General features: G+C 37.1%; 28 protein-coding genes. All 28 read right to left on the reverse strand.

The genetic code is table 11. From position 1 onward, the window contains the following. Window positions 1–469: 469 nt before the first annotated feature. Window positions 470–1,729, reverse strand: a complete 1,260-nt coding sequence (gene rseP, locus MKX96_RS13115) for an RIP metalloprotease RseP (RefSeq protein WP_340883988.1) — start codon at window positions 1,727–1,729, stop codon at window positions 470–472. Between the two features lie 41 nt (window positions 1,730–1,770). After that, entirely contained in the window at window positions 1,771–2,919 is a 1,149-nt protein-coding gene (locus tag MKX96_RS13120) for a 1-deoxy-D-xylulose-5-phosphate reductoisomerase (RefSeq protein WP_340883990.1), read from the reverse strand. Window positions 2,920–2,937: 18 nt separating this feature from the next. After that, window positions 2,938–3,735: a phosphatidate cytidylyltransferase gene (locus MKX96_RS13125; protein WP_340883994.1), complete on the reverse strand. Its 798-nt coding sequence runs from the start codon at window positions 3,733–3,735 to the stop codon at window positions 2,938–2,940. Then, window positions 3,732–4,526 carry an isoprenyl transferase gene (locus MKX96_RS13130; protein WP_340883998.1) on the reverse strand — a complete coding sequence of 265 codons (795 nt, stop codon included), beginning with the start codon at window positions 4,524–4,526 and terminating at the stop codon, window positions 3,732–3,734. The genes MKX96_RS13125 and MKX96_RS13130 overlap by 4 nt, the downstream gene beginning before the upstream one ends. A 134-nt stretch (window positions 4,527–4,660) precedes the next feature. Continuing rightward, window positions 4,661–5,218 carry a ribosome recycling factor gene (gene frr / locus MKX96_RS13135; protein WP_169358622.1) on the reverse strand — a complete coding sequence of 186 codons (558 nt, stop codon included), beginning with the start codon at window positions 5,216–5,218 and terminating at the stop codon, window positions 4,661–4,663. Continuing rightward, window positions 5,218–5,940, reverse strand: a complete 723-nt coding sequence (pyrH, locus tag MKX96_RS13140; RefSeq protein ID WP_169358621.1) for a UMP kinase — start codon at window positions 5,938–5,940, stop codon at window positions 5,218–5,220. Before pyrH ends, frr begins: the two co-directional genes overlap by 1 nt. Window positions 5,941–6,034: 94 nt before the next feature. Further along, window positions 6,035–6,922: a translation elongation factor Ts gene (gene tsf / locus MKX96_RS13145; protein ID WP_340884003.1), complete on the reverse strand. Its 888-nt coding sequence runs from the start codon at window positions 6,920–6,922 to the stop codon at window positions 6,035–6,037. 89 nt (window positions 6,923–7,011) lie between these two features. Continuing rightward, window positions 7,012–7,734, reverse strand: a complete 723-nt coding sequence (gene rpsB, locus MKX96_RS13150) for a 30S ribosomal protein S2 (RefSeq protein ID WP_169358619.1) — start codon at window positions 7,732–7,734, stop codon at window positions 7,012–7,014. Window positions 7,735–7,886: 152 nt separating this feature from the next. Continuing rightward, window positions 7,887–8,378 (reverse strand): DUF6115 domain-containing protein, encoded by a 492-nt coding sequence (locus MKX96_RS13155; RefSeq protein WP_251552893.1) that lies wholly within the window; start codon window positions 8,376–8,378, stop codon window positions 7,887–7,889. A gap of 8 nt (window positions 8,379–8,386) precedes the next feature. Further along, complete coding sequence (locus MKX96_RS13160) at window positions 8,387–8,683, reverse strand: RNA polymerase subunit sigma (protein WP_169358617.1); 297 nt, start codon at window positions 8,681–8,683, stop codon at window positions 8,387–8,389. A gap of 18 nt (window positions 8,684–8,701) precedes the next feature. Beyond that, window positions 8,702–9,475, reverse strand: coding sequence for a FliA/WhiG family RNA polymerase sigma factor (locus MKX96_RS13165; protein WP_169358616.1), 774 nt, complete (start codon window positions 9,473–9,475; stop codon window positions 8,702–8,704). 94 nt (window positions 9,476–9,569) lie between these two features. Then, window positions 9,570–9,866 carry a hypothetical protein gene (locus MKX96_RS13170; RefSeq protein ID WP_340884009.1) on the reverse strand — a complete coding sequence of 99 codons (297 nt, stop codon included), beginning with the start codon at window positions 9,864–9,866 and terminating at the stop codon, window positions 9,570–9,572. Further along, window positions 9,866–10,372: a chemotaxis protein CheD gene (locus MKX96_RS13175; protein ID WP_340884010.1), complete on the reverse strand. Its 507-nt coding sequence runs from the start codon at window positions 10,370–10,372 to the stop codon at window positions 9,866–9,868. Before MKX96_RS13175 ends, MKX96_RS13170 begins: the two co-directional genes overlap by 1 nt. A 1-nt stretch (window position 10,373) precedes the next feature. Then, entirely contained in the window at window positions 10,374–11,003 is a 630-nt protein-coding gene (locus MKX96_RS13180; RefSeq protein ID WP_169358614.1) for a chemotaxis protein CheC, read from the reverse strand. 4 nt (window positions 11,004–11,007) lie between these two features. Then, on the reverse strand, window positions 11,008–11,463 hold the full coding sequence (locus MKX96_RS13185; protein ID WP_340884013.1) for a chemotaxis protein CheW: 456 nt from the start codon (window positions 11,461–11,463) through the stop codon (window positions 11,008–11,010). Window positions 11,464–11,474: 11 nt separating this feature from the next. Further along, complete coding sequence (locus MKX96_RS13190; protein WP_340884015.1) at window positions 11,475–13,514, reverse strand: chemotaxis protein CheA; 2,040 nt, start codon at window positions 13,512–13,514, stop codon at window positions 11,475–11,477. Window positions 13,515–13,529: 15 nt separating this feature from the next. Continuing rightward, window positions 13,530–14,597, reverse strand: a complete 1,068-nt coding sequence (locus tag MKX96_RS13195) for a protein-glutamate methylesterase/protein-glutamine glutaminase (protein ID WP_340884018.1) — start codon at window positions 14,595–14,597, stop codon at window positions 13,530–13,532. Window position 14,598: 1 nt separating this feature from the next. Further along, window positions 14,599–15,465: a MinD/ParA family protein gene (locus tag MKX96_RS13200; RefSeq protein ID WP_340884021.1), complete on the reverse strand. Its 867-nt coding sequence runs from the start codon at window positions 15,463–15,465 to the stop codon at window positions 14,599–14,601. Next, window positions 15,449–16,549: a flagellar biosynthesis protein FlhF gene (gene flhF, locus MKX96_RS13205; protein ID WP_340884024.1), complete on the reverse strand. Its 1,101-nt coding sequence runs from the start codon at window positions 16,547–16,549 to the stop codon at window positions 15,449–15,451. Before flhF ends, MKX96_RS13200 begins: the two co-directional genes overlap by 17 nt. Then, window positions 16,546–18,579 (reverse strand): flagellar biosynthesis protein FlhA, encoded by a 2,034-nt coding sequence (gene flhA / locus MKX96_RS13210; RefSeq protein WP_340884026.1) that lies wholly within the window; start codon window positions 18,577–18,579, stop codon window positions 16,546–16,548. The genes flhF and flhA overlap by 4 nt, the downstream gene beginning before the upstream one ends. An 18-nt stretch (window positions 18,580–18,597) precedes the next feature. Then, entirely contained in the window at window positions 18,598–19,683 is a 1,086-nt protein-coding gene (gene flhB, locus MKX96_RS13215) for a flagellar biosynthesis protein FlhB (protein WP_340884029.1), read from the reverse strand. 1 nt (window position 19,684) lies between these two features. Further along, the gene (gene fliR / locus MKX96_RS13220; protein ID WP_298471196.1) at window positions 19,685–20,461 is read right to left on the reverse strand and encodes a flagellar biosynthetic protein FliR; all 777 of its coding nucleotides are present in this window, start codon (window positions 20,459–20,461) and stop codon (window positions 19,685–19,687) included. A gap of 4 nt (window positions 20,462–20,465) precedes the next feature. Further along, window positions 20,466–20,735, reverse strand: a complete 270-nt coding sequence (gene fliQ / locus MKX96_RS13225) for a flagellar biosynthesis protein FliQ (protein ID WP_144538065.1) — start codon at window positions 20,733–20,735, stop codon at window positions 20,466–20,468. A gap of 12 nt (window positions 20,736–20,747) precedes the next feature. Continuing rightward, entirely contained in the window at window positions 20,748–21,413 is a 666-nt protein-coding gene (fliP, locus tag MKX96_RS13230) for a flagellar type III secretion system pore protein FliP (protein WP_340884032.1), read from the reverse strand. Further along, a complete protein-coding gene (locus MKX96_RS13235; RefSeq protein WP_340884034.1) occupies window positions 21,406–22,053 on the reverse strand; it encodes a flagellar biosynthetic protein FliO in 648 nt (215 codons plus the stop codon). The genes fliP and MKX96_RS13235 overlap by 8 nt, the downstream gene beginning before the upstream one ends. Before the next feature lie 48 nt (window positions 22,054–22,101). After that, window positions 22,102–22,464: a response regulator gene (locus MKX96_RS13240; protein WP_340884036.1), complete on the reverse strand. Its 363-nt coding sequence runs from the start codon at window positions 22,462–22,464 to the stop codon at window positions 22,102–22,104. 19 nt (window positions 22,465–22,483) lie between these two features. Next, a complete protein-coding gene (gene fliY, locus MKX96_RS13245; protein WP_340886042.1) occupies window positions 22,484–23,668 on the reverse strand; it encodes a flagellar motor switch phosphatase FliY in 1,185 nt (394 codons plus the stop codon). Further along, window positions 23,661–24,659 carry a flagellar motor switch protein FliM gene (fliM, locus tag MKX96_RS13250; RefSeq protein ID WP_169358603.1) on the reverse strand — a complete coding sequence of 333 codons (999 nt, stop codon included), beginning with the start codon at window positions 24,657–24,659 and terminating at the stop codon, window positions 23,661–23,663. Before fliM ends, fliY begins: the two co-directional genes overlap by 8 nt. Window positions 24,660–24,670: the final 11 nt, after the last annotated feature.

Consider the following 24,670-nt stretch of genomic DNA (forward strand, 5'->3'; position numbering starts at 1 on the left):
TGTTGAATGAGATTATTCTATAAGACATCCTATACATTAACGATTGGTATGGTACCCCAACGAAAAAGCATTTCGGGAGAGCGGAAATCATTTCTATTTCCTTTGAATTGCATTTAGATTTTATTATTTATTCTTTTTCTTAATTGAGTTTCTTTTATAAAAAGTACCTTACTACTTAAACCAGATTACTTTCTCCGTGTTGATTGTAGCGGTAGGCGGCGACTCCGGCGGGATGAGTGAGACAGATAAGACATCACACCCACGCGCGTAAGCGATGGGTTATGGCTCACCCCGCGGAAAGCTCCGCCAAAAGCGGAATCAACACTACTTTAAGCATATTAAACTTTATTATAGATAAAACTGAACCATTAACAGAAAAAGAAAGGAAGTTCAGCTACTCGAACTTCCTCTCTAACATATTCTATCAAATCTTTATACAAATAGATTACCCATTATTCACCAAGTTCCTTTATAGGAAGAATCTTTGTATATCATTCCAGGTAACTACTACCATTAATACCATGAGGAGCATGATCCCGACGAAATGAACCATTCCTTCCTTCTGTTTATCAATTGGCTTTCCTCTTACCGCTTCAAATAAGAAGAACAATAATCTACCACCATCTAGTGCAGGTAGTGGTAACAAATTCATAATCCCTAAGTTTATACTTAACGCTGCCGCCCAGTACATAAGGTTAAATACTCCTAATTGTGCTACTGTATCTGTTGCTTGATATATGCCCACAGGACCAGACAAGTCATCTATACTAAACGATCCAGTTATTAATGTACCTAAAATAGTAAATATTTGTTTCGTCATCTGATAGGTTTGTTCAGCTCCAAAGGCTATTGCTCCGATTGGATTTTTCTCTAAAGGACTCGAATACATGACGCCGATTTGTGTGACTTTCCCTTCTTTTGTAGATACTTCTATTGGGGTAATCATCAATTCTTCCGTCATACCATCTCGTTCTACGACGAAAGTCAGCGGCTCATTCGCACTTTCTCTCACAGCATTTGATAGCTGCTCCCATTCTGTAATTTGCACTCCGTCTATTTCTTTGACTAAATCGCCGTCTTTCATGCCTGCCATTTCAGCTGGGCTATCATCCACTACTGTCGTAATAATAGGCTCATTAGTTGGAATACCTTGTATCAGTCCTAGAGCTAAAAATATAAAGAAAGCTAATATAAAGTTAAACAAAGGTCCCGCAAAAATCGTTAGAGCACGTTGTCCAACTGTTTTTGAACCAAATTGTCGATCGTAAGGGGCTATAAATGTTTCTGTATTATTCTCAATAATAACCGCGTTTCTTGCCACTTGATAACGAACTAAACGCTCTTCCTCATCATAGCCTTCAATATACATGTCCTTCATCAAATCTGATTTTTCTACTTCTAAAAAGAGCATATCCGGAAACTGTTTATTTTGGTTAAGTACGATTTGATCGATTTTGTTATCCTTGTTTACGCGAATACCTAGACGATAACCAGGCTGCAATTCAACAGAATCTAAATCTTCTCCAGCCATCCGTACGTAACCACCCATTGGTAATAAACGGATTGTGTATAGAGTTTCGCCTTTAGTCATACCAAATATTTTAGGCCCAAAGCCAATAGCAAACTCTCGAACCATTATTCCAGCTCTTTTGGCAAAAATAAAATGCCCTAGCTCATGAAAAAAAACAATACTTCCAAATATGATTATAAACGCAATGGCTGTTTCCATTATACCCCACCTTTTTCTCCTGCTTATCTTTCCTCAATACATTATTTTACCATGTTTTGAACAGTTTTTCTCGTTTGGCTATCAACAAATAATATCGAATCTAAATCTGGTGAAGAAATATTAGAGTGCTCGTCCATTGCCCGTTCGATTAATTCGTCAATTTCTAGGAATTTAATTTTTTCTTGTAAAAATAAACTTACTGCAGCTTCGTTAGCAGCATTCAAGACAGTCGTCATTGTACCTCCTGCTCGGCCAGCGTCTATCGCAAGTTTTAAGGCATGGTATCTCTTATAATCCATCTCTTGAAAATGAAGCTTTCCAATTTCAGCTAAATTTAATCGTTGAGCATTTGAACGCTCCAATCGATCTGGATATGACAAGGCATATTGGATTGGCACTCGCATGTCCGGTGTTCCGAGTTGAGCTATCACACTGGTATCTTTGAATTCAATCATGGAGTGTATGATGCTTTCTCTATGCAATAAAACCTCAATGTCATCATAAGAGATATCAAAAAGAACGTGCGCTTCAATTACTTCAAGGCCTTTGTTCATCATCGTTGCTGAGTCAATTGTAATCTTAGAACCCATCGACCAGTTTGGATGGTTCAATGCTTCTTTTACAGTGACGTTTTTTAAATCCTCGCGTGTACGGTCTCTAAAGCTACCACCTGATGCAGTAATGATTAGTTTAGATACTTCGGATTTTTTCTCTCCATTCATTGCTTGAAAAAGTGCTGAATGCTCGCTATCCACGGGTAATATCGGCACATTATGTTCTTTAGCGGCCTGCATTACTAAATGACCAGCAGTAACTAATGTTTCTTTATTAGCGATCGCTATAGTAATACCTTTATTAATCGCTTCTAAAGTAGGTCTTAAACCTACGCTTCCTAGAACAGCGTTCACTAGAACATCTGCTTTCGTATGAGCAGCCACTTGTATTAAACCTTCATCGCCAAAAACAACTTCTACTTTTGGAAACTCATGTTGAAGTAAAATAGCATCCTCCTCTTTTTGGACAGACACAACCTCTACCTTGAACTCTTTTAGAATCTTTTTTGTTTCTTCTATATTTTTACCAACAGAAAATGCAACTAATTGAAATCTATTTGGATGCTCCCTTATTATATCTAATGTTTGTATCCCGATAGAACCTGTTGCACCTAATAAACTTATTCTTTTACTCATGAAATAATGTCGTCTCCCTTATATAAAATGTAAAAAATGCAATAATGGCAAGACAAAAAGAAGACTGTCGAAACGGTCTAATATACCACCATGCCCAGGAAGAAGATTACCTGAATCTTTTACATTAAAATGTCTTTTAATACCTGACTCTACTAAATCCCCAAGTTGCCCGAATATAGAGGCTACGATTGTAATCCCTATCAATATTATGTATGAAGATGTAAGCGGGCTGATCCATTGGATAATTAGTGCTGTTACTATTGCCCAAACTATACCCCCAACAAAACCTTCAACCGTCTTATTTGGAGATATTTCTGGCCAAAGCTTACGTTTACCTAACTTTCTCCCTGTAAAATAAGCTCCAGAATCCGTGGTCCAAACGATTAATAAGGCAAAAATGACATACGCCAAACCACCTTCTATTGCTCGTGTTTCAATAAAGTAATAAAAGCCAATCCCAACATATAACGTACTTAATAGCACAAACGATGCATTTTCGAATGTAAATTTATTTTTCGTTAATACCGTAAATATTAGTAAAATAAATACCGCTACGAATATCCATTCCAGCTTCGTGTGACCCGTAAGATTAACTATTTTCTCTGTATATACGGAAGGGAATAATAGTAAGAATAAAAGAAGAATTGATATAATACCTGGAAAACTGATTAAGCTTATACCCTTCATTTTTAATATTTCATATAATCCTATTGCAGCAATCGCATAAATTAGAACAGTAAACACAGGTCCTCCTAGGAGAACAATAGGAAGAAAGAGCGCTAAAGCCACCGCACCCGTGATGATTCTTGTTTTCAATTTGTTTCTTCCTCCTTAATTCCACCATATCTTCTATTACGTTTTTGAAAAGTTTCAATCGCATCTAGTAAACAGCCTTCATCAAAGTCAGGCCATAATGTGTCTGTAAACCAAAATTCAGTATAAGCAAGCTGCCAAAGCATAAAGTTACTTAATCTAACCTCTCCACTTGTTCTAATGAGTAAGTCCGGTTCGGTCAGGTCCTTTGTCATTAGATAATCATTGAACTTACTTTCTGATATATCTTCTACTGCCATGTTTCCTTTTTGTACATCAGTAGCTATTTTCTTTATAGCTTGAACAATTTCATCTCTACTTCCGTAATTTAAAGCAAAATTTAATATTAGGCCATTATTATTTGCTGTTTTTTCCATAGCCTTAGTTACTGCCTTTTTAGTATGCTCTGGTAGTAGTTCAATATTACCCATCATTCGTACTTGAACATTTTGTTCAATCAATTCAGGTAAGTACGTGTTGAGAAATTCCTCTGGCAAACGCATTAAAAATTCAACTTCGACTTTTGGTCTTTTCCAGTTTTCCGTTGAAAATGCATATAAAGTAAGCGTTTTTACTCCGATTTCGTTTGCAAACCTCGTTATTTTCTTAACTGTTTGCATTCCTTCATGATGACCTGCGATTCTCGGTAGCGCTCTTTTTTTTGCCCACCTGCCGTTTCCATCCATAATGATGGCTATATGGTCTGGCAATTGTTCTTTCTGGGCATTTTCCACCCGATCATTTAAATTATTACTTATCGCTTGATCATTTTTACGAATAAGTTTTTTTAGCATGCATTAACCTCCACTTTAAACCTTCTCGAAGCATATATCTTATCATAACAAATAAAGACGAATATAAAAAGGCGTCCTACTAAAAGGACGCCTTCCTCGAATAAAAGTTCAACTGTAAGACTGGCTAGAAGCACTTAAACTTCTAGAATTTCTTTTTCTTTGTCTTTCGTGATTGCATCAATTTTTTCAATATTTGCATCTGTGATTTTTTGAATTTCTTCAGTATAGCTTCTTAAATCATCTTCTGTGATTTCTCCAGCTTTCTCCAACTTTTTCAAGTCGTCATTTCCATCACGACGTACGTTACGAATATTTACTTTAGCTTCTTCTGCTTCTTTTTTCACTTGTTTCACTAAGTCTTTACGACGTTCCTCTGTAAGTGCAGGAATAGCGATACGAATTAGGTTACCATCGTTCGTTGGCGTAATCCCTAAATCTGACTTCATAATCGCTTTTTCGATATCTCCTAAAATGGATTTATCATATGGCTGAATCGTTAGTAAACGTGCTTCAGGTGTTGAAATACCAGCCATTTGGTTAATTGGAGTTGGAGCACCGTAATAATCAACAGTTATTTTGTCTAATAATGCTGCACTTGCACGACCAGCACGGATAGAAGCCAATTCTCTTGTATACACTTGAATAGTTTTAGCCATTTTATCTTTTGTTTGCTCTATTACTTGTTTCGGCATTATGAATTCCTCCTAACGACTGTACCGATAGATTCACCTAGGACAGCCTTTTTAATATTTCCGTTCTCCATAATTGAGAATACAATAAGTGCAATATCATTGTCCATACATAGCGTGGACGCTGTTGAGTCCATTACTTGCAGACCTTGTTGAATTACTTCCAAGAAAGACAATTCATCATATTTCACTGCTGTTTTATCCGTCTTAGGATCAGCAGAATACACACCATCTACATTATTTTTAGCCATTAAGATTACATCTGCTTCAATTTCTGCCGCTCTTAAGGCTGCTGTAGTATCAGTCGAGAAGTATGGATTTCCTGTTCCCGCTGCAAAGATTACTACACGTTTTTTCTCCAAATGACGAATAGCTCTTCTTCTTATGTACGGTTCTGCCACTTGACGCATTTCAATGGAAGACTGTACACGAGTTTCAACTCCACATTGCTCTAGAGAATCTTGTAGTGCCAATGAATTCATTACCGTAGCTAACATGCCCATATAGTCAGCGTTCGCACGGTCCATACCCATCTCACTTCCAATTTTACCTCTCCAGATATTGCCTCCACCAACTACAACAGCAACCTCTACACCAAGATCCACTACCTCTTTCACTTGCTCAGCTACTGATTTGATAATTTCAGGTGACAATCCGAATCCTTTTTCTCCAGCTAATGCTTCGCCACTTAGTTTTAAAACGATTCTTTTATATGGTGTGCTCATAGATATCCTCCATCTCTTTTCTTGAAAAATAGGGAACACAAATTACGTGCTCCCTAGAGTTTTTCTATAAAATAAGAACTTAAAGTTCTTATTATTAGTTATTTCCTTTAACTTGGCTCATTACTTCTTCAGCAAAGTTGTCTTCACGTTTTTCGATTCCTTCACCAACAGCATAGCGAGTGAATGAAACTAGTTTACCACCAGTTGATTCAACAAAAGCACGTACTTTTTGGTCTGGATTTTTAACGAAAGATTGGTCTAATAAACACACTTCTTCAAAGTATTTACCAAGGCGACCTTCTACCATTTTTGCAACGATATTTTCAGGTTTACCTTCGTTTAATGCTTGTTCAGTTAAAATTTTACGCTCATGCTCTACTTCTTCAGCAGATACTTCATCACGAGAGATATATGATGGGCTTAAAGCTGCGATGTGCATAGCAACATCTTTAGCTGCTTGATCATCAGTAGATCCTTCAAGAACAGTTAGAACACCAATGCGTCCACCCATGTGTAGGTACGGTCCAAAAGCATCTGCATCTGTTTTTGTTTCAATAACAAAACGACGTAGAGTAATTTTTTCTCCGATTTTTGCTACTGCATTAGAAATAGCATTTTCAACTGTAACGCCTTCTTGAATGTTAGAAGCTAATGCTTCTTCCACTGAAGCAGGTTCAGTAGCTAATAAGTGAGAAGCTACGTCTTTAACTAATGTTTGGAATCCTTCGTTTTTAGCAACGAAATCCGTTTCTGCATTCATTTCTAATAATACAGCTTTGTTTCCAGCGATTTGGATGTAAGTTGTACCTTCAGCTGCGATACGGTCAGCTTTTTTAGCTGCAGAAGAAAGACCTTTTTCACGTAAGAAGTCAATTGCTGCTTCTAGGTTTCCGTCTGTTTCAACTAAAGCTTTTTTACAATCCATCATACCTGCGCCAGTTTTTTCACGCAATTCTTTTACCATTTGTGCTGTAACTGCCATTATAAATTCCTCCTAGTACGAATCATGTTCGTTTCTCAAAAAAAGGTGATAAGTGGTTTGGCCGCTTATCACCTGTACTTACATGTGTCTTACTCAGCAGCAACTTCAGCTGAAGCTACTTCTGCATCTTCACCTTGTCTTGCTTCAAGTAATGCATCCGCCATTTTAGCAGTTAATAATTTTACTGCGCGGATTGCATCGTCATTTGCAGGGATTACATAGTCGATTTCATCTGGATCACAGTTAGTATCAACAATTCCAACTAATGGAATGTTCAATTTACGAGCTTCTGCTACTGCAATACGCTCTTTACGTGGGTCAACTACGAACATTACATCTGGAACAGCTTTCATATCACGGATACCGCCTAAGAATTTAACTAGACGTTCGTGTTGTTTTTTAAGTTGAACAACTTCTTTTTTAGGAAGTACAGCGAAAGTACCGTCTTCTTCCATTTTTTCGATTGCTTTTAAGCGTGCAACACGTTTTTGAATAGTACCGAAGTTTGTTAAAGTACCACCTAACCAACGTTGGTTGATGTAGTAGTTACCTGAACGTTCAGCTTCTTCTTTAATAGCTTCTTGAGCTTGTTTTTTAGTTCCAACGAAAAGAACTTTCCCGCCATCTTGACCTACTTGGCGCATGAAATCATAAGCTTCTTCTAATTTTTTCACCGTTTTTTGAAGATCGATGATATAGATTCCGTTACGTTCAACAAAAATGTATTTTTTCATTTTTGGATTCCAACGGCGAGTTTGATGACCGAAGTGTACACCGGCCTCAAGTAGTTGTTTCATAGAGATTACTGACATTTTATTTCCTCCTGGTTTGGTTTAGTCTTCCGCATCCATCATCTGTCATTGGCTACTCTATTTCTAGAGCACCTGCCAAGTTCATCCGTAATGCGTGTGTATTCATACCGTATTGTAATATACCATAGTTATTTTATACTTTCAACTATTTATTACTTAAACTTTAAGAAAAGTTCTACTTCCGTCTTTCCTATTTGAAGCAATTTGGCTATTTCCATTGGACTTTTTCCTTCTTCACTATAATATAGTACCTTCTCTTTCATCGTAACTGGCTGTTTTTTTTCTGGCAAACTAGCAGCCTGGACATAGCTATTTGCTACCTTATGTTTGGATACGAGTGGCCTTGAAAGCACAAAGGACGGATCTATATCATTTTTTATAGTAGTAGAAACTTCTTCTTGTGCGGAAGCATGTTCCTTTAGAGGAGGAACAAAACTGTTTTCCTTTAATTCATATAGAAGGCGATCATTTTCATCCTTCATGTCTGCTAGATAAGCACTAAATGAATCTTCTATTTCTTTCATAGTTTGTTCTTGTCTGTCTTCCAAATCTTTATATTTTGATAATTTCATATTTAATAATGCAATGAAATAAAAGCTAATAATTTGGAGAAGAAACAGTGCTATTATAATAATTGTTGTCATTTTTTCTCCTATCCATTATAGTCCACAAAGTTCCCTTTAAAAGGATGCTTTATACTGTTGTTCTCTTGTCCTTTTTTTCTATCTTTCTTCTCTTGCTCATCCTGCTCCTGTTGGTTTCCCTTTGCGTCTGCTTCTATATGATTAGATTTTATAACAGTTTCTCTGTTCTTTTCTATTTGCCTTTCTGTCGCAGCTTGGGCGTTGGCTTGGTTAACTAGGCTTTGCTGCTGCATCTGATCAGCCATTTTCCCTGCATCCACAGTCTTTGGGATAGCTATTTGTAATTCCAAACCTTTAAGACTCATCTGTCAGCCCTCCACACTTTAGGTGTTCATCATTTCATTTACTAATAGCTTCCGAAGCTTAAAAAGTGCCTTAGAATGTATTTGAGATATTCTCGAGGTAGATAAGCCGAGCATCTCCCCGATAACAGTGAGAGTTAATTCTTCTGTATAAAATAAACTTAATACTAATTGCTCATTTTCATTTAAGTGTTGGATTTGATTGACAAGGTCATTAATTAGCTCGTCCTTTACCAGCTTTTGTTCAGGCGTAGTTTGTGTATCGTCTCGGATTACAAAAGATTTGCTATCCATTTCATCCTGATCATGTAATTGTTCATCTATAGACAAAACATTAGAAAAGAAGTGTTCTTGAACAGTCTGATATACATCCTCTAAAGGTATTTCTGCAAAATCGGCCAGTTCTTCTGGTGTCGCATGTCGCATTAGTTTTTGCTCTAATTCTTCTATTTTCTGATCCAGTTTTTTAGCTTTTTCACGAGATGATCTAGGGAGCCAGTCTTCTTTTCTTAGCCCATCTATTATAGCTCCTCTTACCCGGAAGGATGCATATGTATCAAACTTCAAATCTCTAGAAGGATCAAACTTATTTAATGCATCAAATAAGCCCATCATACCAAGGCTCTTGAGCTCATCTCTCGAAACATTTTGAGGTATACCCGCACCTATCCGTTGAACATGATACGTAACTAGTGGAGTATATTTCTTTAGAAGTAAATCGCCCGCTTGAGGATCCTTGCTTTCAGTCCATCTTCTCCAAAGGAGCTGCTCCTCTGTCAAGTTTTGTTTTGACACAAATATCCTCCTTTCGACATTGCATTCTATTATTTATGGATATTATACCAAAATTTCGTATAAAAAGGGGAGACGAAGAAAAATCGCCCCCCACTTAAGATTCCTCATTTATCATATCTTTTATAATTTCAGCATATTCTTTTGAACCGACAACCGTTGTTTGAGAACTTTCCTGGGTAAAAGGTACCTCGACTTCTAATTTTTTCATTCTATCGTCTAGTACATAAGATAAAATTGCACGACCCCCAAAAGTTATAAAAAAAGATAGGATAGCCCACAAAATAATCGGTATAAGAATAATTGCCCCTTCTATAAATGGGTAAGAGAAGAGAAAAAGAATGCTAAATGTTAGCAACGCTATCCAAAAATTAGACATAATCGTTCCAACCATTAAATATTTTTCACCCCTTGGTTAACCGTCCGTACATTTAACAGCTTGGTCAGAGGATCAAACTCAATTGTTCTCCCGCTATTCCCTCCAGTATCTTCTGAAATTATTCGGATGGAGTATTTTTTTAAATATTCTTTTACTGCTTCTACGTTTCTAGGACCTATTCTCATCGTGTCTCTACTGGACGAAAATTGAAACATTTGTGCACCGCCAGCTATTTTAGCTCGTAGTCTATCACTACTTACCCCTTCTTGCTTTAAGAGGTTAATAAGCGCTTGAATACCCGTATCAGCAAACTTGGCCGTATTAATGTTTTCACCTCTACCTAAAGAAGAGTTAGGAAGCATTATATGAACCATACCAGCTATCTGAGATTTATCATCATATAAAACTACTCCAACACAAGACCCCAAGCCTGTGGTCCTTATAATTTGAGGAGCCTTTACAATGTTCATATCAGCAATTCCTACCTTCACCACCGCTGCCATTTGAGCTTGTTCAATCATATTATTCTACTCCTAAGGCTTGAAAGATCGTCTGAAATGATTCTGGATCTGGAAGTAAGAAGAAATGTCCGTGGACACTTTTTCCATTTTCCATTTCTTCTTCATTAATAGCTGTATCAATGACAATAACATAATCACTTATTTGTGAAAGCTCTACAAGACCAAAACTGATGATTGCTCCTACCATATCTACACACAATGCAGGAACAGATGGATATATATTTAGCTTTGTAAAATCAGAGAGAGCCGATAAATAAGAGCCAGATAATATGTTACCTAGTTCTTGAAGAGCAGACGCGCCAATCTCAGTTACTTGAGCCTTTTCAAAATCTATTTGGTCATCTTGAACTAATCTTCGAATAAATTGATTTGCTTGCTCCACAGGTAATACAAAGAACATACTCCCATTGACATCTCCTGCAATTCGAAGATATATTCCTGCCACAACACTTTCTGCCCCGCCAGCTAGCTCCATCATTTCATCGAAGGTCACCATTTCTACCTTAGGAACATTCATATCTATTTTTTTGTTTAATAGCATGGACAGTGCAGTAGCAGCATGAGCTGCTCCAATATTCCCAATTTCTCGTAGGACATCCAGATGGACGGAAGTAATTTGCTTTTCAAACATTAGACTAAGCTCCTGTCTTAATAGGATTTAAAACTAAATCTAGATGCAGTAATATTAATAGACGCTTGTCAATTTTAGTAACACCTGCTATAAAGTCTTGTTCTAATCCTCCAACTACTTCCGGCTGTGGTTCAATGGAATCCTTCGAAATATCTAATACATCATTTGCAGAGTCTACAATTACCCCTACATTCATATCTTCTAAAGAAATAATAATAATTCGAGATGAATCATTTAAATTGCTCTCACCTAAACCAAATCGGCTTTTTAAATCGATAATAGGTGTAACTACACCACGTAAATTAATGACACCCTTTACAAAAGAAGGAGTCTTGGGAACTCTCGTTATATGAATCAGTTTCTCAATTCCTTGTACTTGGCTTACTGGTATTACGTATTCTTTGTCCGCTAATTGAAAAACAACTACTTTTAAGTTTTCTATTTCTAAAGCCTCTGTCATTATTTTTCCCCCTACCTTATTAAAGCGTTACAATCAATTATTAAGGCTACTTTCCCATTTCCTAGAATAGTTGCTCCTGAAATAGCAAATACACTAGACAAGTATGCTCCAAGAGTTTTTAATACAATCTCTTGTTGGCCAATAAATGAATCAACAACTAAGCCAGCCATTTTATCTCCTTTTCTTACAAGCACTACGGAATGAAATTCTTCCTCTAGACGCTCATGAGGAACTTCAAATACTTCTTCTAAGAATACAAGCGGCACAACTTTGCCACGGAAATCGATGACCTTCTGATTGTGAGCATTTAAAATGTCGGAAGAACGAATGATTGCGGTCTCAATAATAGAAGAAAGAGGGACAGCGAAAATTTCTTCTCCTAGTTCCACTAACATGACTGAAATAATAGACAGCGTTAAAGGTAACTGAATAGAAAACAAGGACCCTTGTCCTTCAGTAGAAGAAATCTCAATAGATCCTCCCAATGATTCAATCGTTGTTTTTACTACATCAAGACCTACGCCACGTCCTGATACATCAGAAATAACTTCCGCCGTCGAAAAACCAGATGATAATATTAACTCCGCAACCTGTTTATCACTCATTACCGTTGCGGCCTCTGGTGTAACAATGTTTTTAGCTATTGCTTTTTTCAATACTCTTTCACGACTAATCCCTGCACCATCGTCCTCAATTTCAATAAAGACGTGATTACCACTATGATAAGCTCGAAGTATAACAGTACCCTCTTCCGGTTTACCTTTTGCTTTTCGAATTTCAGGACTTTCAATGCCGTGATCTAAAGAGTTTCTAATAAGATGAACAAGTGGATCTCCAATTTCATCTATTACCGTACGATCTAACTCTGTGTCAGCACCGATAACTTGTAGATTAATCTTTTTGTTCAAGTCTCTTGCCAGCTGTCTAACCATTTTAGGAAATCTATTGAATACTGTATCTACTGGTACCATACGCATTGTGAGAATAATATTCTGTAAATCACCCGTAATTCTTGCCATACGTTCTACAGTTTCCTCTAATTCACTATCATGGAGGTTTTCAGAAATCGATTGAAGCCTACCTCTATCAATTACTAACTCTTCAAACAAGTTCATTAAAATATCTAATCTCTCGATGTTAACCCGGATTGTTTTGTTGCCGTGGGTCTGGTTATTCTTTGTAGCTACTTGTTTATCTCCGGAAGCTTTCACTTCTGTTGTTGGTTTCTCTACTGTCTGTAGTTCTATGACAGTGCTTCCTTCTTTTTCAAAGGCTTCATTTTGTCGTTTCTTTAATTGTTCCAGACTAACCGTGTTTACGATTACTTCCGTAACCTCTGATACTTTCATCAGCTTCTTCTGTACATCAGCTTGCGTCTCCGTCGTAACGAAGGCTACATAGAACTGCTCATCAAAATCCTCATCTTCGAGCTTTTCAACGGAAGGAGAAGATTTAATAACATCTCCCATTTTTTCAAGTAGCTCAAAAACCATATACACGCGGGCAGCTTTAAGCAAGCAATCTTCTCGAAGTTTGATAGATATCTCATATGAAAAATAATTTTGTTCTGCAGATTGCTGTATGACAGTCATTTCATAATCGTCATAAGTTAAATAATTTTCTAGCGAGGTTGAAGAAACATTATTTACAACAGTAGCAGCAACTTCTATTTCTCCGGTTTCAATCATATGAAGCTTTCTTACAGTCTCTTCTACATTCAGTTTTCCATCTCCACCTTCAGCAATGTTAAAGACCATTTCTTCTAGCTGGTCCACCGCTACGAAAACTACGTCAAGAAGCTCTGGAGTAACATTTAAACGGCTATTTCGAATTTCGTCTAGAACGTTCTCCATCTTATGAGTAAGATTAGCTATGTCCTCGTACCCCATTGTTGCAGACATCCCTTTTAATGTATGAGCAGAACGAAAAACTTCATTAACAATAGAAAGATCCTGGGGATTTTTCTCTAGTTCTAGTAAATGATCATTACAAGCCTGTAAATGCTCCTTACTTTCTTCTATAAACATCTCTAAATATTGATTGATATCCATGAACTTAACTCCCCTTTAAGGTAAATACCGTGTGATTGTGTTTGCAATTCTCTCTAAATCTACCACTTCGTTCACTAATTTTGTTTCTACCGCTGCTTTAGGCATGCCATAAACAATACATGTATTCGAGGATTCGGCAATTGTTACTACTTTACCAGCCTCAACTAACCGCTTCAGGCCTTTAGAGCCGTCCGAACCCATACCAGTCATAATGATTACGATTTTATCAAAGTCATTATAGCTGCTATTGTCTTCCAATAGAACGTCCACAGACGGTCTATGTCCTCCTCTAGGAGGCTCTACATCATCCAGTTTTATCGTATAAGCGGTTCCTACTTTTTTTATGCGCATATGATATCCACCTGGAGCTATATACGCATGTCCATTCCGAATAATATCTCCTTCACTTGCTTCCTTTACCTCTATCTCGGATAGTTGGTTTAAACGTTCCGCAAGTGATTTAGTAAATCCAGGAGGCATATGCTGGACAATTAGAACAGGAGCCTTTAAATTCCCTGGTAAATTGGGTAGAACTTCTTGTAAAGCTCGTGGTCCCCCTGTAGAAGTACCGATCAATACCATCTTTTTTTTGTTTAGCAGCCTATGTGTAACAGATTGGTTCATCGCTACCTTTGGCTCTTCTCTTGTTGGTAGTTGTACTTTTTTTAATTTACTTATAGTGATTCTTGAAGCATGTTCTACTTTTTCAACTAATTCATCTTTAATCTTATGTAAATCTAAAGATATGGTGCCACTAGGTTTAGCTACAAAGTCTACTGCACCATATTCCATAGCTAGTAAAGTACTTTCCGTACCCCGTTGAGTAGTACTAGAAAGCATAATGATTGGAACAGGCGAATCAATCATTATTTGTTTTAGGGCTTCTATTCCATTCATCTCTGGCATTTCTACATCCATCGTAATAACATCAGGACGTAGTGTTTTAATTTTTCTAAGGGCATCTGATCCATTTCGGGCTATACCAACTACTTCAATTGTTTTGCTTTCCTTAAAGAAGTCCCCGATTAATTTACGCATAAAAGCTGAATCATCCACGATAAGTAATTTTTTCTTTGGTCCCATCCTACTTACCGCCTCCTTTAAATAAGCTTTTCAATTTATCAATAAACTTACTCGGATTAGAAGGAACTGCTTCCAACTGCTCTTCTGTAAACTTGCTAACAATAGAGGAAAGCTTTTTAGAGATTTCACTTTGCGGATACAAAATGGAAAAAGGTACTTGCTGTTGGACTGCTTTACGTACTGTGGGATCCTCTGGTAAGCTCCCTAGAACAACCACATCCTTTGAAAGGAATTTGGACATAGCCAACTTCAATCTAGCCGTCGTATCTTCTCCTTCTTCTTTTGAAAAAGCTCGATTGCATAAAAGAAAGAAGCTTTTCTGTGGATCTTTAAGATATATATATTTCATCATAGAGTAGGCATCAGTGATTGATGTAGGCTCTGCCGTTGTTATGACGATAATGTCATCTAATGCAACTAACAGGTCTAATGTTTGAGATGTGGCCCCAGCACCCATATCGAATATAATATAATCATAGGACTTTTGAAGGAATTCAAACGCTTCAATTAGCCTTTCAAACATACTGTCCGACCACTCTAAGACTCCATTTAGTCCTGAACCTCCAGATATATATTTCAGTCCGTTTGGTCCATCAAACATGACACTTTCTAATAATTTTTCTCCCACTAAATAATCTTTTAAGTTATGAGGCGCCGATTTTCCAAGTAAAATGTGAATATTACCCATTCCAATGTCCATATCGATTAAGACCACTTTTTTCCCTTGCGCACTAAGCATCGATGTGAAGTTTGTAGAAAAATTACTTTTCCCTACGCCCCCCTTTCCGCTAACTACTGCAATAGAACGGCCTAACTGACTATGATTGCGAAGCATTCTCAATCGTAATTCCTCAGCTTGATCTCTCATTATGAATCCCCTTTAATAGCAACTCGACTATTCCATCTTGACTAGCCTCTACAATATCTTCCGGTACTTCTTGCCCATCTGTATAGTAAGCAAGTCCCTTGTTATATTTAACCATTAAATTAATCATTGAGCCAATAGAATTTGTTTCATCGATTTTAGTAAATATCAATTTTTCAATTGGAAAATCTGTAAATTGCTCTATTATTATTTCCATATCTCTTTCTTTAGAGGTAGAAGAGAGAACAAGAAAAGTTTCCGTGTTGTCCTTAAAATCGATTAACTTTTGTAAGTCCTCTACAAATTTAACTTCTTTATAGTTTCTACCTGCTGTATCGATAAAGACCAGGTCCAACTTCTCAAATTGATGAACAGCTTGTTGGAAGTCTTTTTGACTGTAGACAATTTCGATAGGTGCCTGTAAAAGACCTGCATATGTTTTTAATTGTTCTATTGCAGCAATGCGGTAAGTATCGGTTGTGATAAAACCTACTTTTTTCTTCTTTTCAAGAACTGCACGGGCCGCCATTTTTGCAATTGTCGTTGTTTTACCAACACCCGTGGGCCCTAGCACATTAATAAATTTTCTTTCGTAGGAGATTCCTCCAAATGAAAGGTCACTAAGGATATTATTTAAATAGTTTTTTGTGAAGTGTAATTGTTCTTCAATCGTTTTTTTACCATGCACAAAAAGCTCATCACTTACTCGCGTGATAAGCTCCTCTGTTAGTTCCTGTTGCTTAAGGTGATGAATAAGTGTATGAAGTTCTTCCGAATATTGTTGTTCCAACTGTGGACGTTGAATCGATTTAACCATATTCTTTATATCTTCTAATTCTTTTTTTATCTCTAAAGTTTGATTAGAATCAGGATCAAGTTGCACAGTCGGTAAATTTGCTGCTTTATTTGAAAGCTCTATACTATCCATTCCAGCTAAAACCTCAATAGATTTCTTTTTAAACATTCCTAGAAAACCCTTTGAGTATACAACCTTAGAACTGAGAATTACTGCTTCGTCTCCTAATTCCTTTCGAATAGCCTTCATTGCTTCAGGCATAGTGGCTGCGATATATTTTTTCATTTTCATTCAACATTCACCACCCCAACGCTTTGTACCTCAATAGATGATTCTAGTTCGTTATACGAAAGAATCGGTATTTGAGGGAAATATCTTTCGGTCATTTGTCTTAAGTACATTCTTACTGCTGGTGAACATAATATTATCGGAGACTGCTCCATCAGAGAAGCTCGTTCCACCTCTCTCGCCATAGATTCCAATATAGCTTGCGAATCAGTAGGATCAATTGAAAGGTAGTTACCATGCTCAGTTTGTTGAATACTATCAGCAACCATTTTCTCTACCTTACCAGACACCGTTAAAACTTTAAGTGTATTACTGTTCCCAGCATATTGAGATGTTATTTGTTTTGCTAAAGCTTGTCTAGTGTATTCAGTTAATATATCGACATCGGATGTCATTTTTGAATAATCTGCAAGTGTTTCGAAAATAATTGGCAAGTTTCTGATTGAAACATGCTCTCTTAGTAAGTTTCCTAGTACCTTTTGAATCTCTCCTATTGTCATTGGAGTTGGAGTCAATTCGTCCACTAGAATTGGAGATGTTTCACGAATATGATCAATGAGCTGCTTCGTCTCTTGTCTACCAAGTAACTCATGGGCATGGTTTCTGATAATTTCTGTCATATGAGTAGAAACAACGCTAGGTGGGTCTACGACTGTATATCCCATAATCTCTGCTTCTTCCTTGACCGCCTCAGTTATCCATTTAGCCGGCAATCCAAAAGAAGGTTCAATAGTATCAATCCCTTCAATCGTATCATCGTCTCCAGGGCTCATAGCAAGATAGTGATCTAACAGCAATTCTCCTCGAGCCATTTCATTCCCTTTTATTTTGATGCGGTACTCATTTGGCTGTAGCTGAATATTATCTCGTATACGTACGACAGGAATTACTATACCGAGCTCTAACGCCAGCTGTCTGCGAATCATTACTACACGATCAAGTAAATCTCCGCCTTGTGCTGTATCAACAAGTGGAATTAGTCCATAGCCAAATTCAAATTCTATAGGATCTACATTTAATAGGTTAATAACATTCTCAGGGCTCTTCATATTATCTGTAGCTGCTTCCTCCTGGAACTCCTCTAGCTCTTCCGGATCCTCTTTTTCTGTTTTACCCATCATGTAAGCCCCAATAACTAAAATAGCCGAGATAGGAAAAGTAAGAATCACTCCAATAGGTGTTACGATTCCAAGAAGTGCGATTGTGGCAGCTGCTACATAAAGTAGCTTAGGCTGATTTAATAACTGACCTGTAATATCTCCACCTAAATTACCTTTAGATGCAGCTCTTGTAACTACAATACCTGTAGCAGTCGATATTAGCAGAGCCGGAATCTGGGACACAAGTCCATCCCCAACAGTCATTGTGGAGAATAAAACTGCAGCCTCACCAAAAGGTAGTCCAAACTGAACTACACCGATGATAATACCAAATAGTAAGTTAATAATTACGATAATAATACCAGCGATCGCATCACCCTTTACAAATTTGGTTGCACCATCCATTGCTCCATAAAAGTCGGCTTCTCCACTTACCTTTTCACGTCTTTCTCTTGCTTCCTTCTCCGAAATCATTCCGGCATTTAAGTCAGCGTCAATACTCATTTGTTTACCAGGCATAGCATCCAAGGTAAAACGGGCAGCAACCTCTGATACACGTTCAGCTCCCTTAGTAATTACGATAAATTGGATTATAACTAAAATTGCAAAAACTACTAACCCAACTAACATATTCCCACCTGTAACAAATGTTCCAAACGTTTCTACTACTTTCCCCGCATCCCCTTCAGCTAAAATCGCGCGTGTAGTGGAAACATTAAGCGCAAGTCTAAATAAGGTTACTAATAATAATAATGTTGGGAAGACAGAAAATTGTAATGCCTCTTGCATATTCATTGCCGTCATTAAAATTAAAAGAGCAATAGTAATATTAACAATGATTAAAAAACTCAATAACCAATGAGGAAGAGGTATCACGAGCATAGCCACAATAGAAATTACTGCTGCTAAAACGGATATATCGCGGACTTGCATATACTTCCACCTCAATCTTTAAATTTTTTGTTTAATGCGATACACATAAGCTAATACCTCAGCTACCGCCTTAAAGAATTCATCGGGAATTCGTTGACCAATTTCTACCTGGTCATACATCCCTCTAGCCAGTGGCCGATTTTCAACCATTACCACGTCATTTTCCTTAGCAATCATTTTAATCTTTTGAGCAACGTAATCGGCACCCTTCGCCACTACGATTGGGGCTTCCATTGATTGGTCATCGTACTTTAGTGCAATAGCATAATGAGTAGGATTCGTAATGACAACATCAGCTGTAGGAATTTCCTGCATCATTCGACGCATGGCCATTTCTCTTTGTCTCTGCCGAATACGTGATTTAATAATAGGATCGCCCTCTGAGTTCTTATGTTCGTCTTTTATATCCTGCTTAGACATCTTCAAATTTTTCTCGTAATCAAAGCGCTGATAGAAGAAATCTAAGATCGATATAAACAACAAGACAAGGGAAGCAACAATACCCATCATTCCTGTAAGCCAGCCTATTGTTGATAAGGTGTCCCAAGCAGTTTTGAAGGATAAAGAGAGCACTTGCTCAAGGTTCAACCATAAAATCATCGTTGTAACAGATCCTATAAATGTAATCTTAAGAATGGATTTTAATAGTTCAATGATTGCCCTCATCGAAAAGATTCGCTTAAGTCCCTTTATCGGGTCTATTTTCTTCAAATCAAATTTCAAAGGCTCCGTCGTAAATAACAAGCCAAACTGAAAGAAGTTCGCCGCAACAGCAGCAACTACAGCTACTAACATGATAGGGAGCAAAATCATCGCCATTTCCATCAGCATATCCTTATAAATCTCAATAGCTATGGGGATGGAAATGGAATCCATTAACATATACTTTGTAAAAGTAACATTGAAGAAAGTAAAAATCTCATTTCGTAAAAATCCTGCAAAGAAAAACATAAAGACGAATACTGCTAGTAACACAATGGCACTTGTGACATCCTGACTTTTTAGCACTTGTCCTTTTTTTCGAGAATCCTGTCTTTTTTTAGGAGTAGCCTTTTCTGTCTTTTCTCCTGCGAAGTACTGTAAATCCAATCGGAGCATCAACATATTAGCCACCACCTAAAATTATCATTAAATCTCGCATAGCGATAATCATCATCTCGAATACTTTTTGCATAACAGCCAGTAAGACTCCCATCATGACTAATAACACAATAAATGTAACCCCAATTTTTATAGGGAATCCCACTACAAAAATATTTAATTGAGGAACAGTACGAGCTGTTATTCCTAATGCGATGTCTACTAGAAACAGAGTCGCCACGATAGGAATAGACATCTGGAAGGCTACTGCAAAAACCCCCGCAAATGTTTTCATAATGAATTCCACATAATTTTCTTGTCCAAAAGCAAGCCAAGTCGTTTCCATAGGGATAAACTGATAGCTATAAAAGATTCCATCTAAGAGCAAGTGATGACCATTTAAAGCTAACAATAATAAAAGTGCAATAATATTTAAAAATTGTCCTATCAAAGGACTTTGGGCTCCAGTTTGAGGGTCTATTACATTGGCAATTGCAAACCCCATTTGGAAGTCGATAAATCCGCCAGCAATTTGAATTGCAGAAAGAATGATATAAGCTAGTAACCCTACAAATAAACCTACCATTACTTCCTTGATGATTAATAATATGTATTCTCCGTTAATTTCAAAAGGACTCACATCCATCGTGTAATACATCATCCATGAAAGAATTACGGCAAAGGCAATTTTATGCGTAGCCGGAATAGTACGATGTGAAAACAGTGGCAATGTAATCATGAACGCTGAAACTCTTGCAATAATTAATAGTAATACAGTTAGGCTAGGTATGATCTCTTCCATTGAACTAACCAATATATCTCACTAAGTTTTCAAAAATATCTGCAGCATAGGAGGTCACTTGTGATAGCATCCATGGTCCAAAAAAGACGATAGCCACTAAAACTGCAATAATTTTAGGAACAAATGCAAGAGTCTGCTCTTGAATCTGCGTTGTTGCTTGAAAGATAGACACTGCAAGACCTGTTATTAAAGCCACTAACAAAAGAGGACCTGATGCAAGAAGAATGACCCAAATGGCTCTTTCTGCAATTGATATTACCATTTCATTACTCAATACAATCAGCTCCTAAAAACTTTGTAGGATGGACTTCATAACTAAATACCATCCGTCCACTAACACAAACAATAAAATTTTAAATGGTAAGGATATCATTACCGGTGGTAACATCATCATCCCCATCGACATTAGGACACTTGCCACAATCATGTCAATTACTAAGAAAGGGATAAAGATCATAAAGCCTATTTGAAAGGCTGTTTTAATTTCACTTAAAGCAAAAGCAGGTACCATTACTGTCAATGGAATATCATCAATCGATTCTGGTCGTTCTGCTTCGGTATACCTTAGAAATAGTTCTAAATCCTTTTGCCTTGTATGTTCACTCATGAACTCCTTAAATGGTCCACTAGCATTTTCATATGCCTGTTCCAACGTAATCTCTTCATCAAAGAGAGGAGTCAAGGCAGTTTCATTCACTTCCTGGAGTGTTGGTGCCATGATAAAAAACGTTAAGAATAAGGCTAAACCAACTAATACTTGGTTAGGTGGCATTTGTTGGGTTGCTAAAGCTGTACGAACGAAAGATAAAATAATTATAATTCTAGCAAAGGAAGTCATTAATATTAAAATACTCGGTGCCAAAGATAAAACCGTTAGTAAAAGCATTAATTTGATAGAAGTGGAGACATTTGACGGATCGCTGTCCGAGAAGAATTGGACGAAATCATTCATTGTTTTTGCGCTCCTTTGTCTTCCAATCCTTTAATACTTCACTACGGTCTCTTTTTATATCTTCTAACTTCTTTTGAAACGTTTCATTAAATGAAGGATTTTCGTTATTTTTTGCCTTTTGAGTCTTGTTTTTTGTTAGTTTATTCATTAACTCCATAACATAAGGAAGCGTTTGAGCAGTTCCAAGCTTATCCTCATATAGCTTTGTTAACTCTTCTATTTCTTGAGGATCTGTAATTTCTTTCAGTAAATTTATATTTTCTCCAATCCCTACTAAATAGAGAGAGTTGCCAATTTGCATTAACTGAATTGACTTGCCTTGACCAACCCCAACTCCTCCAAGATTATGGATGAGCTGGTTATGCTGGAAACTTCGGTTTCGTTTATTTAAGAAACGTAATAGTCCGTACAATAAAGCAATTACAAATAACAAGGCAAAAATCATTTTAATGTAATCCCAGGCTGTAATAGACACTCCACTTGAATCACCTTCTAGTGGAGTATTTTCTTCCTGGTCTAATTTTTTGTTTTCCTCGGGCTCTGCCTCTGGGGCAGTTCCCTTGTTTATACGTTCAAAATTCTCTTTAATACTTTCATTTGAATCTACAGATGCCTCAGTACCTAACGGAAAAGATATCAATAGAAAACATGCTATACAAATATTTAGGTAAAGCTTCCACATCATTTCTTACCCTATCGCTTTAGAGATTGCTTCAATTACTCGGTCAGCTTGGAATGGCTTTACGATAAAGTCTTTTGCCCCTGCTTGGATGGCATCTATAACCATAGCTTGTTGTCCCATTGCAGAACACATAATAATAGTTGCACTAGGATCTTTTTCTTTAATTTTCTTTAAAGCCTCGATACCGTCCATTTCAGGCATCGTGATATCCATCGTTACTAAATCTGGTTTAAGTTCAGCGTACTTTTCTACAGCTTGTAATCCATCAGCCGCTTCACCTACTACTTCAAAACCATTTTTTGATAAAATATCTTTAATCATCATGCGCATAAATGCAGCATCGTCCACTATTAAAATTCTTTTCGACATAATATGTCTCCTCCATTACTTATCGTAAATTATTAATTCGTTCCGCCTGGCTTAGAATATCTGTAATTCGAACACCAAAGTTCTCATCAATTACTACAACTTCCCCTTTGGCAATATGACGATTGTTTACAAGGATGTCTACAGGCTCTCCGGCTAATTTATCCAATTCTATGATAGAACCACTAGTAAGTTCCAAAATTTCCTTCACCGTTCTTCTAGTACGACCTAATTCTACTGTTACTTGAAGAGGAATATCAAGCAGTAAATTTAAATTTCTAGACTCATTAGGTGTAAGATTTGTTGCTTCAAAGCTAGCAAATTGAGCTTGTTGCACCTCTACAGGTGGTGTATTACTTTGTCTTGGTTGATGCTGCGGTGCTACTGGCTGTTGAACTGGTGGTACAACTGATTGTTGAACTGGTGGTGCTTCATAATAGTCTGGTACGGGAGCAGATACGTGGTTAGTTTCTACTCTTTCCTCATATATCGTTGCTGCTGCCTCTGGCTGAGCATCTTCTCCCCCTCCCAGAAGTGTCTTAACAAGGCTTAAACCAAATTCTAATGGTATAAGCTGCATAATATTAGAATCTATTAAGCTTCCTACTCGTAGTCTAAAAGATATTTTAATAAGTAAGTCATCATTAGGGATCGCTTCCTCCCCTTCCCCTTCGATCAGATTTAAAATATCTATGGAAGGTGGAGAGATATCTACCTTTTTATTGAATACAGTGGACATTGAAGTAGCTGCAGAGCCCATCATTTGGTTCATAGCCTCTTGTACGGCACTTAATTGAATTTCACTCATTTGAGGACTTGGGTCGATCCCGTCCCCACCTAACATCAAATCAGCAATGATTGCTGCGTCTGATTGCTTAATAACTAATAGGTTCATCCCTATTAATCCAGCTGTATATTGAACCTGTACAGCTACATAAGGGTGAGGAAATTCTTCTACTAATTTACTTCTATTAATCATGCTAATATGTGGAGTAGTAATATCCACTTTTTGACCTAATAAGGAAGATAGAGCAGTAGCAGAGCTTCCAAAAGATATATTACCAATTTCACCTAATGTGTCTATAGCAAAAGAATCTAAATAATCTTCAATATTCGTTTTTGAGCTTTCTTTTTCTTCCTTCACATTATCAACCGTTCCACGTAGGAGGGCTTCAATTTCTTCTTGGGAGAGCATATCATCACTCATCATCATCCTCTCCTCCTTTCAAAGTTTCAATTATTTGTACTGCCATTTTCTTTTTAAGCTTACCAGGTTGTGCTTTAAACTTTGGTATATCGCCTACTTTAATCGTAAGAGCATCTTCAACTTTTGCATTTAATTGAATCACATCACCCAACTGAAGATATAAAAGATCTTCCATCGTGATTTCAGTAGAACCTAATTCAGCCACGACTGGTATTTCTGCTGATTTAACACGCTTTTTAAGGACTGCTAATTGTTCTGGTGACACTTCTTTTTTATTCGTTTGCATCCAATAGCGCACAGATAGGTTAGGTACAATTGGTTCTAATACTACATGAGGAATACAAATATTAATCATTCCACTTGTTTCTCCAATAACCGTATTAAACGATATGACAACTACCGTCTCATTTGGCGAAATCATTTGTAGAAATTGCGGGTTTATCTCTAATTCCGTTAAGATTGGATCGATATCCGCTATATTACTCCAAGCTTCTCTTAAATTATCAAAGGATTTTTCAAAGAGATTAGTCATTATCTTTGTTTCTATTTCAGTTAAATTATCTACCTTTGTATGTGTCTGACCCTTCCCTCCCATTAACAGATCCAGCATGGAATATGCGATATTGGGATTTATCTCCATTAGAATGTTGCCTTCTAGAGGAGGAACCTCAAACACGTTAATGAGTGTCATATGAGGAACAGAGCGTATAAACTCTTCAAAAGGAATTTGGTCTACGGACACTACAGATATTTGAACATATGATCTTAACTGGGCAGAAAAAAATGTGGTTAAAAGACGTGCGAAATTTTCATGTATACGTGTCAAACTTCGTATTTGGTCTTTCGAGAAACGCAGAGCTCTCTTAAAATCATAAGTACGAATTTTCTTTGATTCCTGTTCGCTCTTCATTTCGTCCGCTGTCATTTCACCTGTCGAAAGGGCACTTAACAATGCATCTATTTCTGATTGAGATAATATATCTCCTGCCAATCTGCCCACCT

This window comes from Psychrobacillus sp. FSL W7-1493, from assembly GCF_038004905.1.
Classification (GTDB): Bacteria; Bacillota; Bacilli; order Bacillales_A; family Planococcaceae; genus Psychrobacillus.

Bases quoted from the DNA above. Each gene is read 5' to 3' on its own strand.
- MKX96_RS13170 (WP_340884009.1), bottom strand. From the start codon at position 9,866: ATGGTTGGAACGATTATGTCTAATTTTTGGATAGCGTTGCTAACATTT.
- MKX96_RS13130 (WP_340883998.1), bottom strand. From the start codon at position 4,526: ATGCTAAAAAAACTTATTCGTAAAAATGATCAAGCGATAAGTAATAAT.
- frr (WP_169358622.1), bottom strand. From the start codon at position 5,218: ATGCCGAAACAAGTAATAGAGCAAACAAAAGATAAAATGGCTAAAACT.
- rpsB (WP_169358619.1), bottom strand. From the start codon at position 7,734: ATGTCAGTAATCTCTATGAAACAACTACTTGAGGCCGGTGTACACTTC.
- fliR (WP_298471196.1), bottom strand. From the start codon at position 20,461: ATGGAAGAGATCATACCTAGCCTAACTGTATTACTATTAATTATTGCA.
- MKX96_RS13160 (WP_169358617.1), bottom strand. From the start codon at position 8,683: ATGAGTCTTAAAGGTTTGGAATTACAAATAGCTATCCCAAAGACTGTG.
- MKX96_RS13200 (WP_340884021.1), bottom strand. From the start codon at position 15,465: ATGAGAGATCAAGCTGAGGAATTACGATTGAGAATGCTTCGCAATCAT.
- MKX96_RS13190 (WP_340884015.1), bottom strand. From the start codon at position 13,514: ATGGATATCAATCAATATTTAGAGATGTTTATAGAAGAAAGTAAGGAG.
- MKX96_RS13175 (WP_340884010.1), bottom strand. From the start codon at position 10,372: ATGATTGAACAAGCTCAAATGGCAGCGGTGGTGAAGGTAGGAATTGCT.
- fliP (WP_340884032.1), bottom strand. From the start codon at position 21,413: ATGAATGATTTCGTCCAATTCTTCTCGGACAGCGATCCGTCAAATGTC.
- MKX96_RS13185 (WP_340884013.1), bottom strand. From the start codon at position 11,463: ATGACAGAGGCTTTAGAAATAGAAAACTTAAAAGTAGTTGTTTTTCAA.
- fliY (WP_340886042.1), bottom strand. From the start codon at position 23,668: ATGAGTGATGATATGCTCTCCCAAGAAGAAATTGAAGCCCTCCTACGT.
- tsf (WP_340884003.1), bottom strand. From the start codon at position 6,922: ATGGCAGTTACAGCACAAATGGTAAAAGAATTGCGTGAAAAAACTGGC.
- MKX96_RS13155 (WP_251552893.1), bottom strand. From the start codon at position 8,378: ATGACAACAATTATTATAATAGCACTGTTTCTTCTCCAAATTATTAGC.
- MKX96_RS13180 (WP_169358614.1), bottom strand. From the start codon at position 11,003: ATGTTTGAAAAGCAAATTACTTCCGTCCATCTGGATGTCCTACGAGAA.
- rseP (WP_340883988.1), bottom strand. From the start codon at position 1,729: ATGGAAACAGCCATTGCGTTTATAATCATATTTGGAAGTATTGTTTTT.
- MKX96_RS13240 (WP_340884036.1), bottom strand. From the start codon at position 22,464: ATGTCGAAAAGAATTTTAATAGTGGACGATGCTGCATTTATGCGCATG.
- flhB (WP_340884029.1), bottom strand. From the start codon at position 19,683: ATGTTGATGCTCCGATTGGATTTACAGTACTTCGCAGGAGAAAAGACA.
- pyrH (WP_169358621.1), bottom strand. From the start codon at position 5,940: ATGAGCACACCATATAAAAGAATCGTTTTAAAACTAAGTGGCGAAGCA.
- flhA (WP_340884026.1), bottom strand. From the start codon at position 18,579: ATGCAAGTCCGCGATATATCCGTTTTAGCAGCAGTAATTTCTATTGTG.
- MKX96_RS13120 (WP_340883990.1), bottom strand. From the start codon at position 2,919: ATGAGTAAAAGAATAAGTTTATTAGGTGCAACAGGTTCTATCGGGATA.
- flhF (WP_340884024.1), bottom strand. From the start codon at position 16,549: ATGAAAATGAAAAAATATATCGCAGCCACTATGCCTGAAGCAATGAAG.
- MKX96_RS13195 (WP_340884018.1), bottom strand. From the start codon at position 14,597: ATGGGACCAAAGAAAAAATTACTTATCGTGGATGATTCAGCTTTTATG.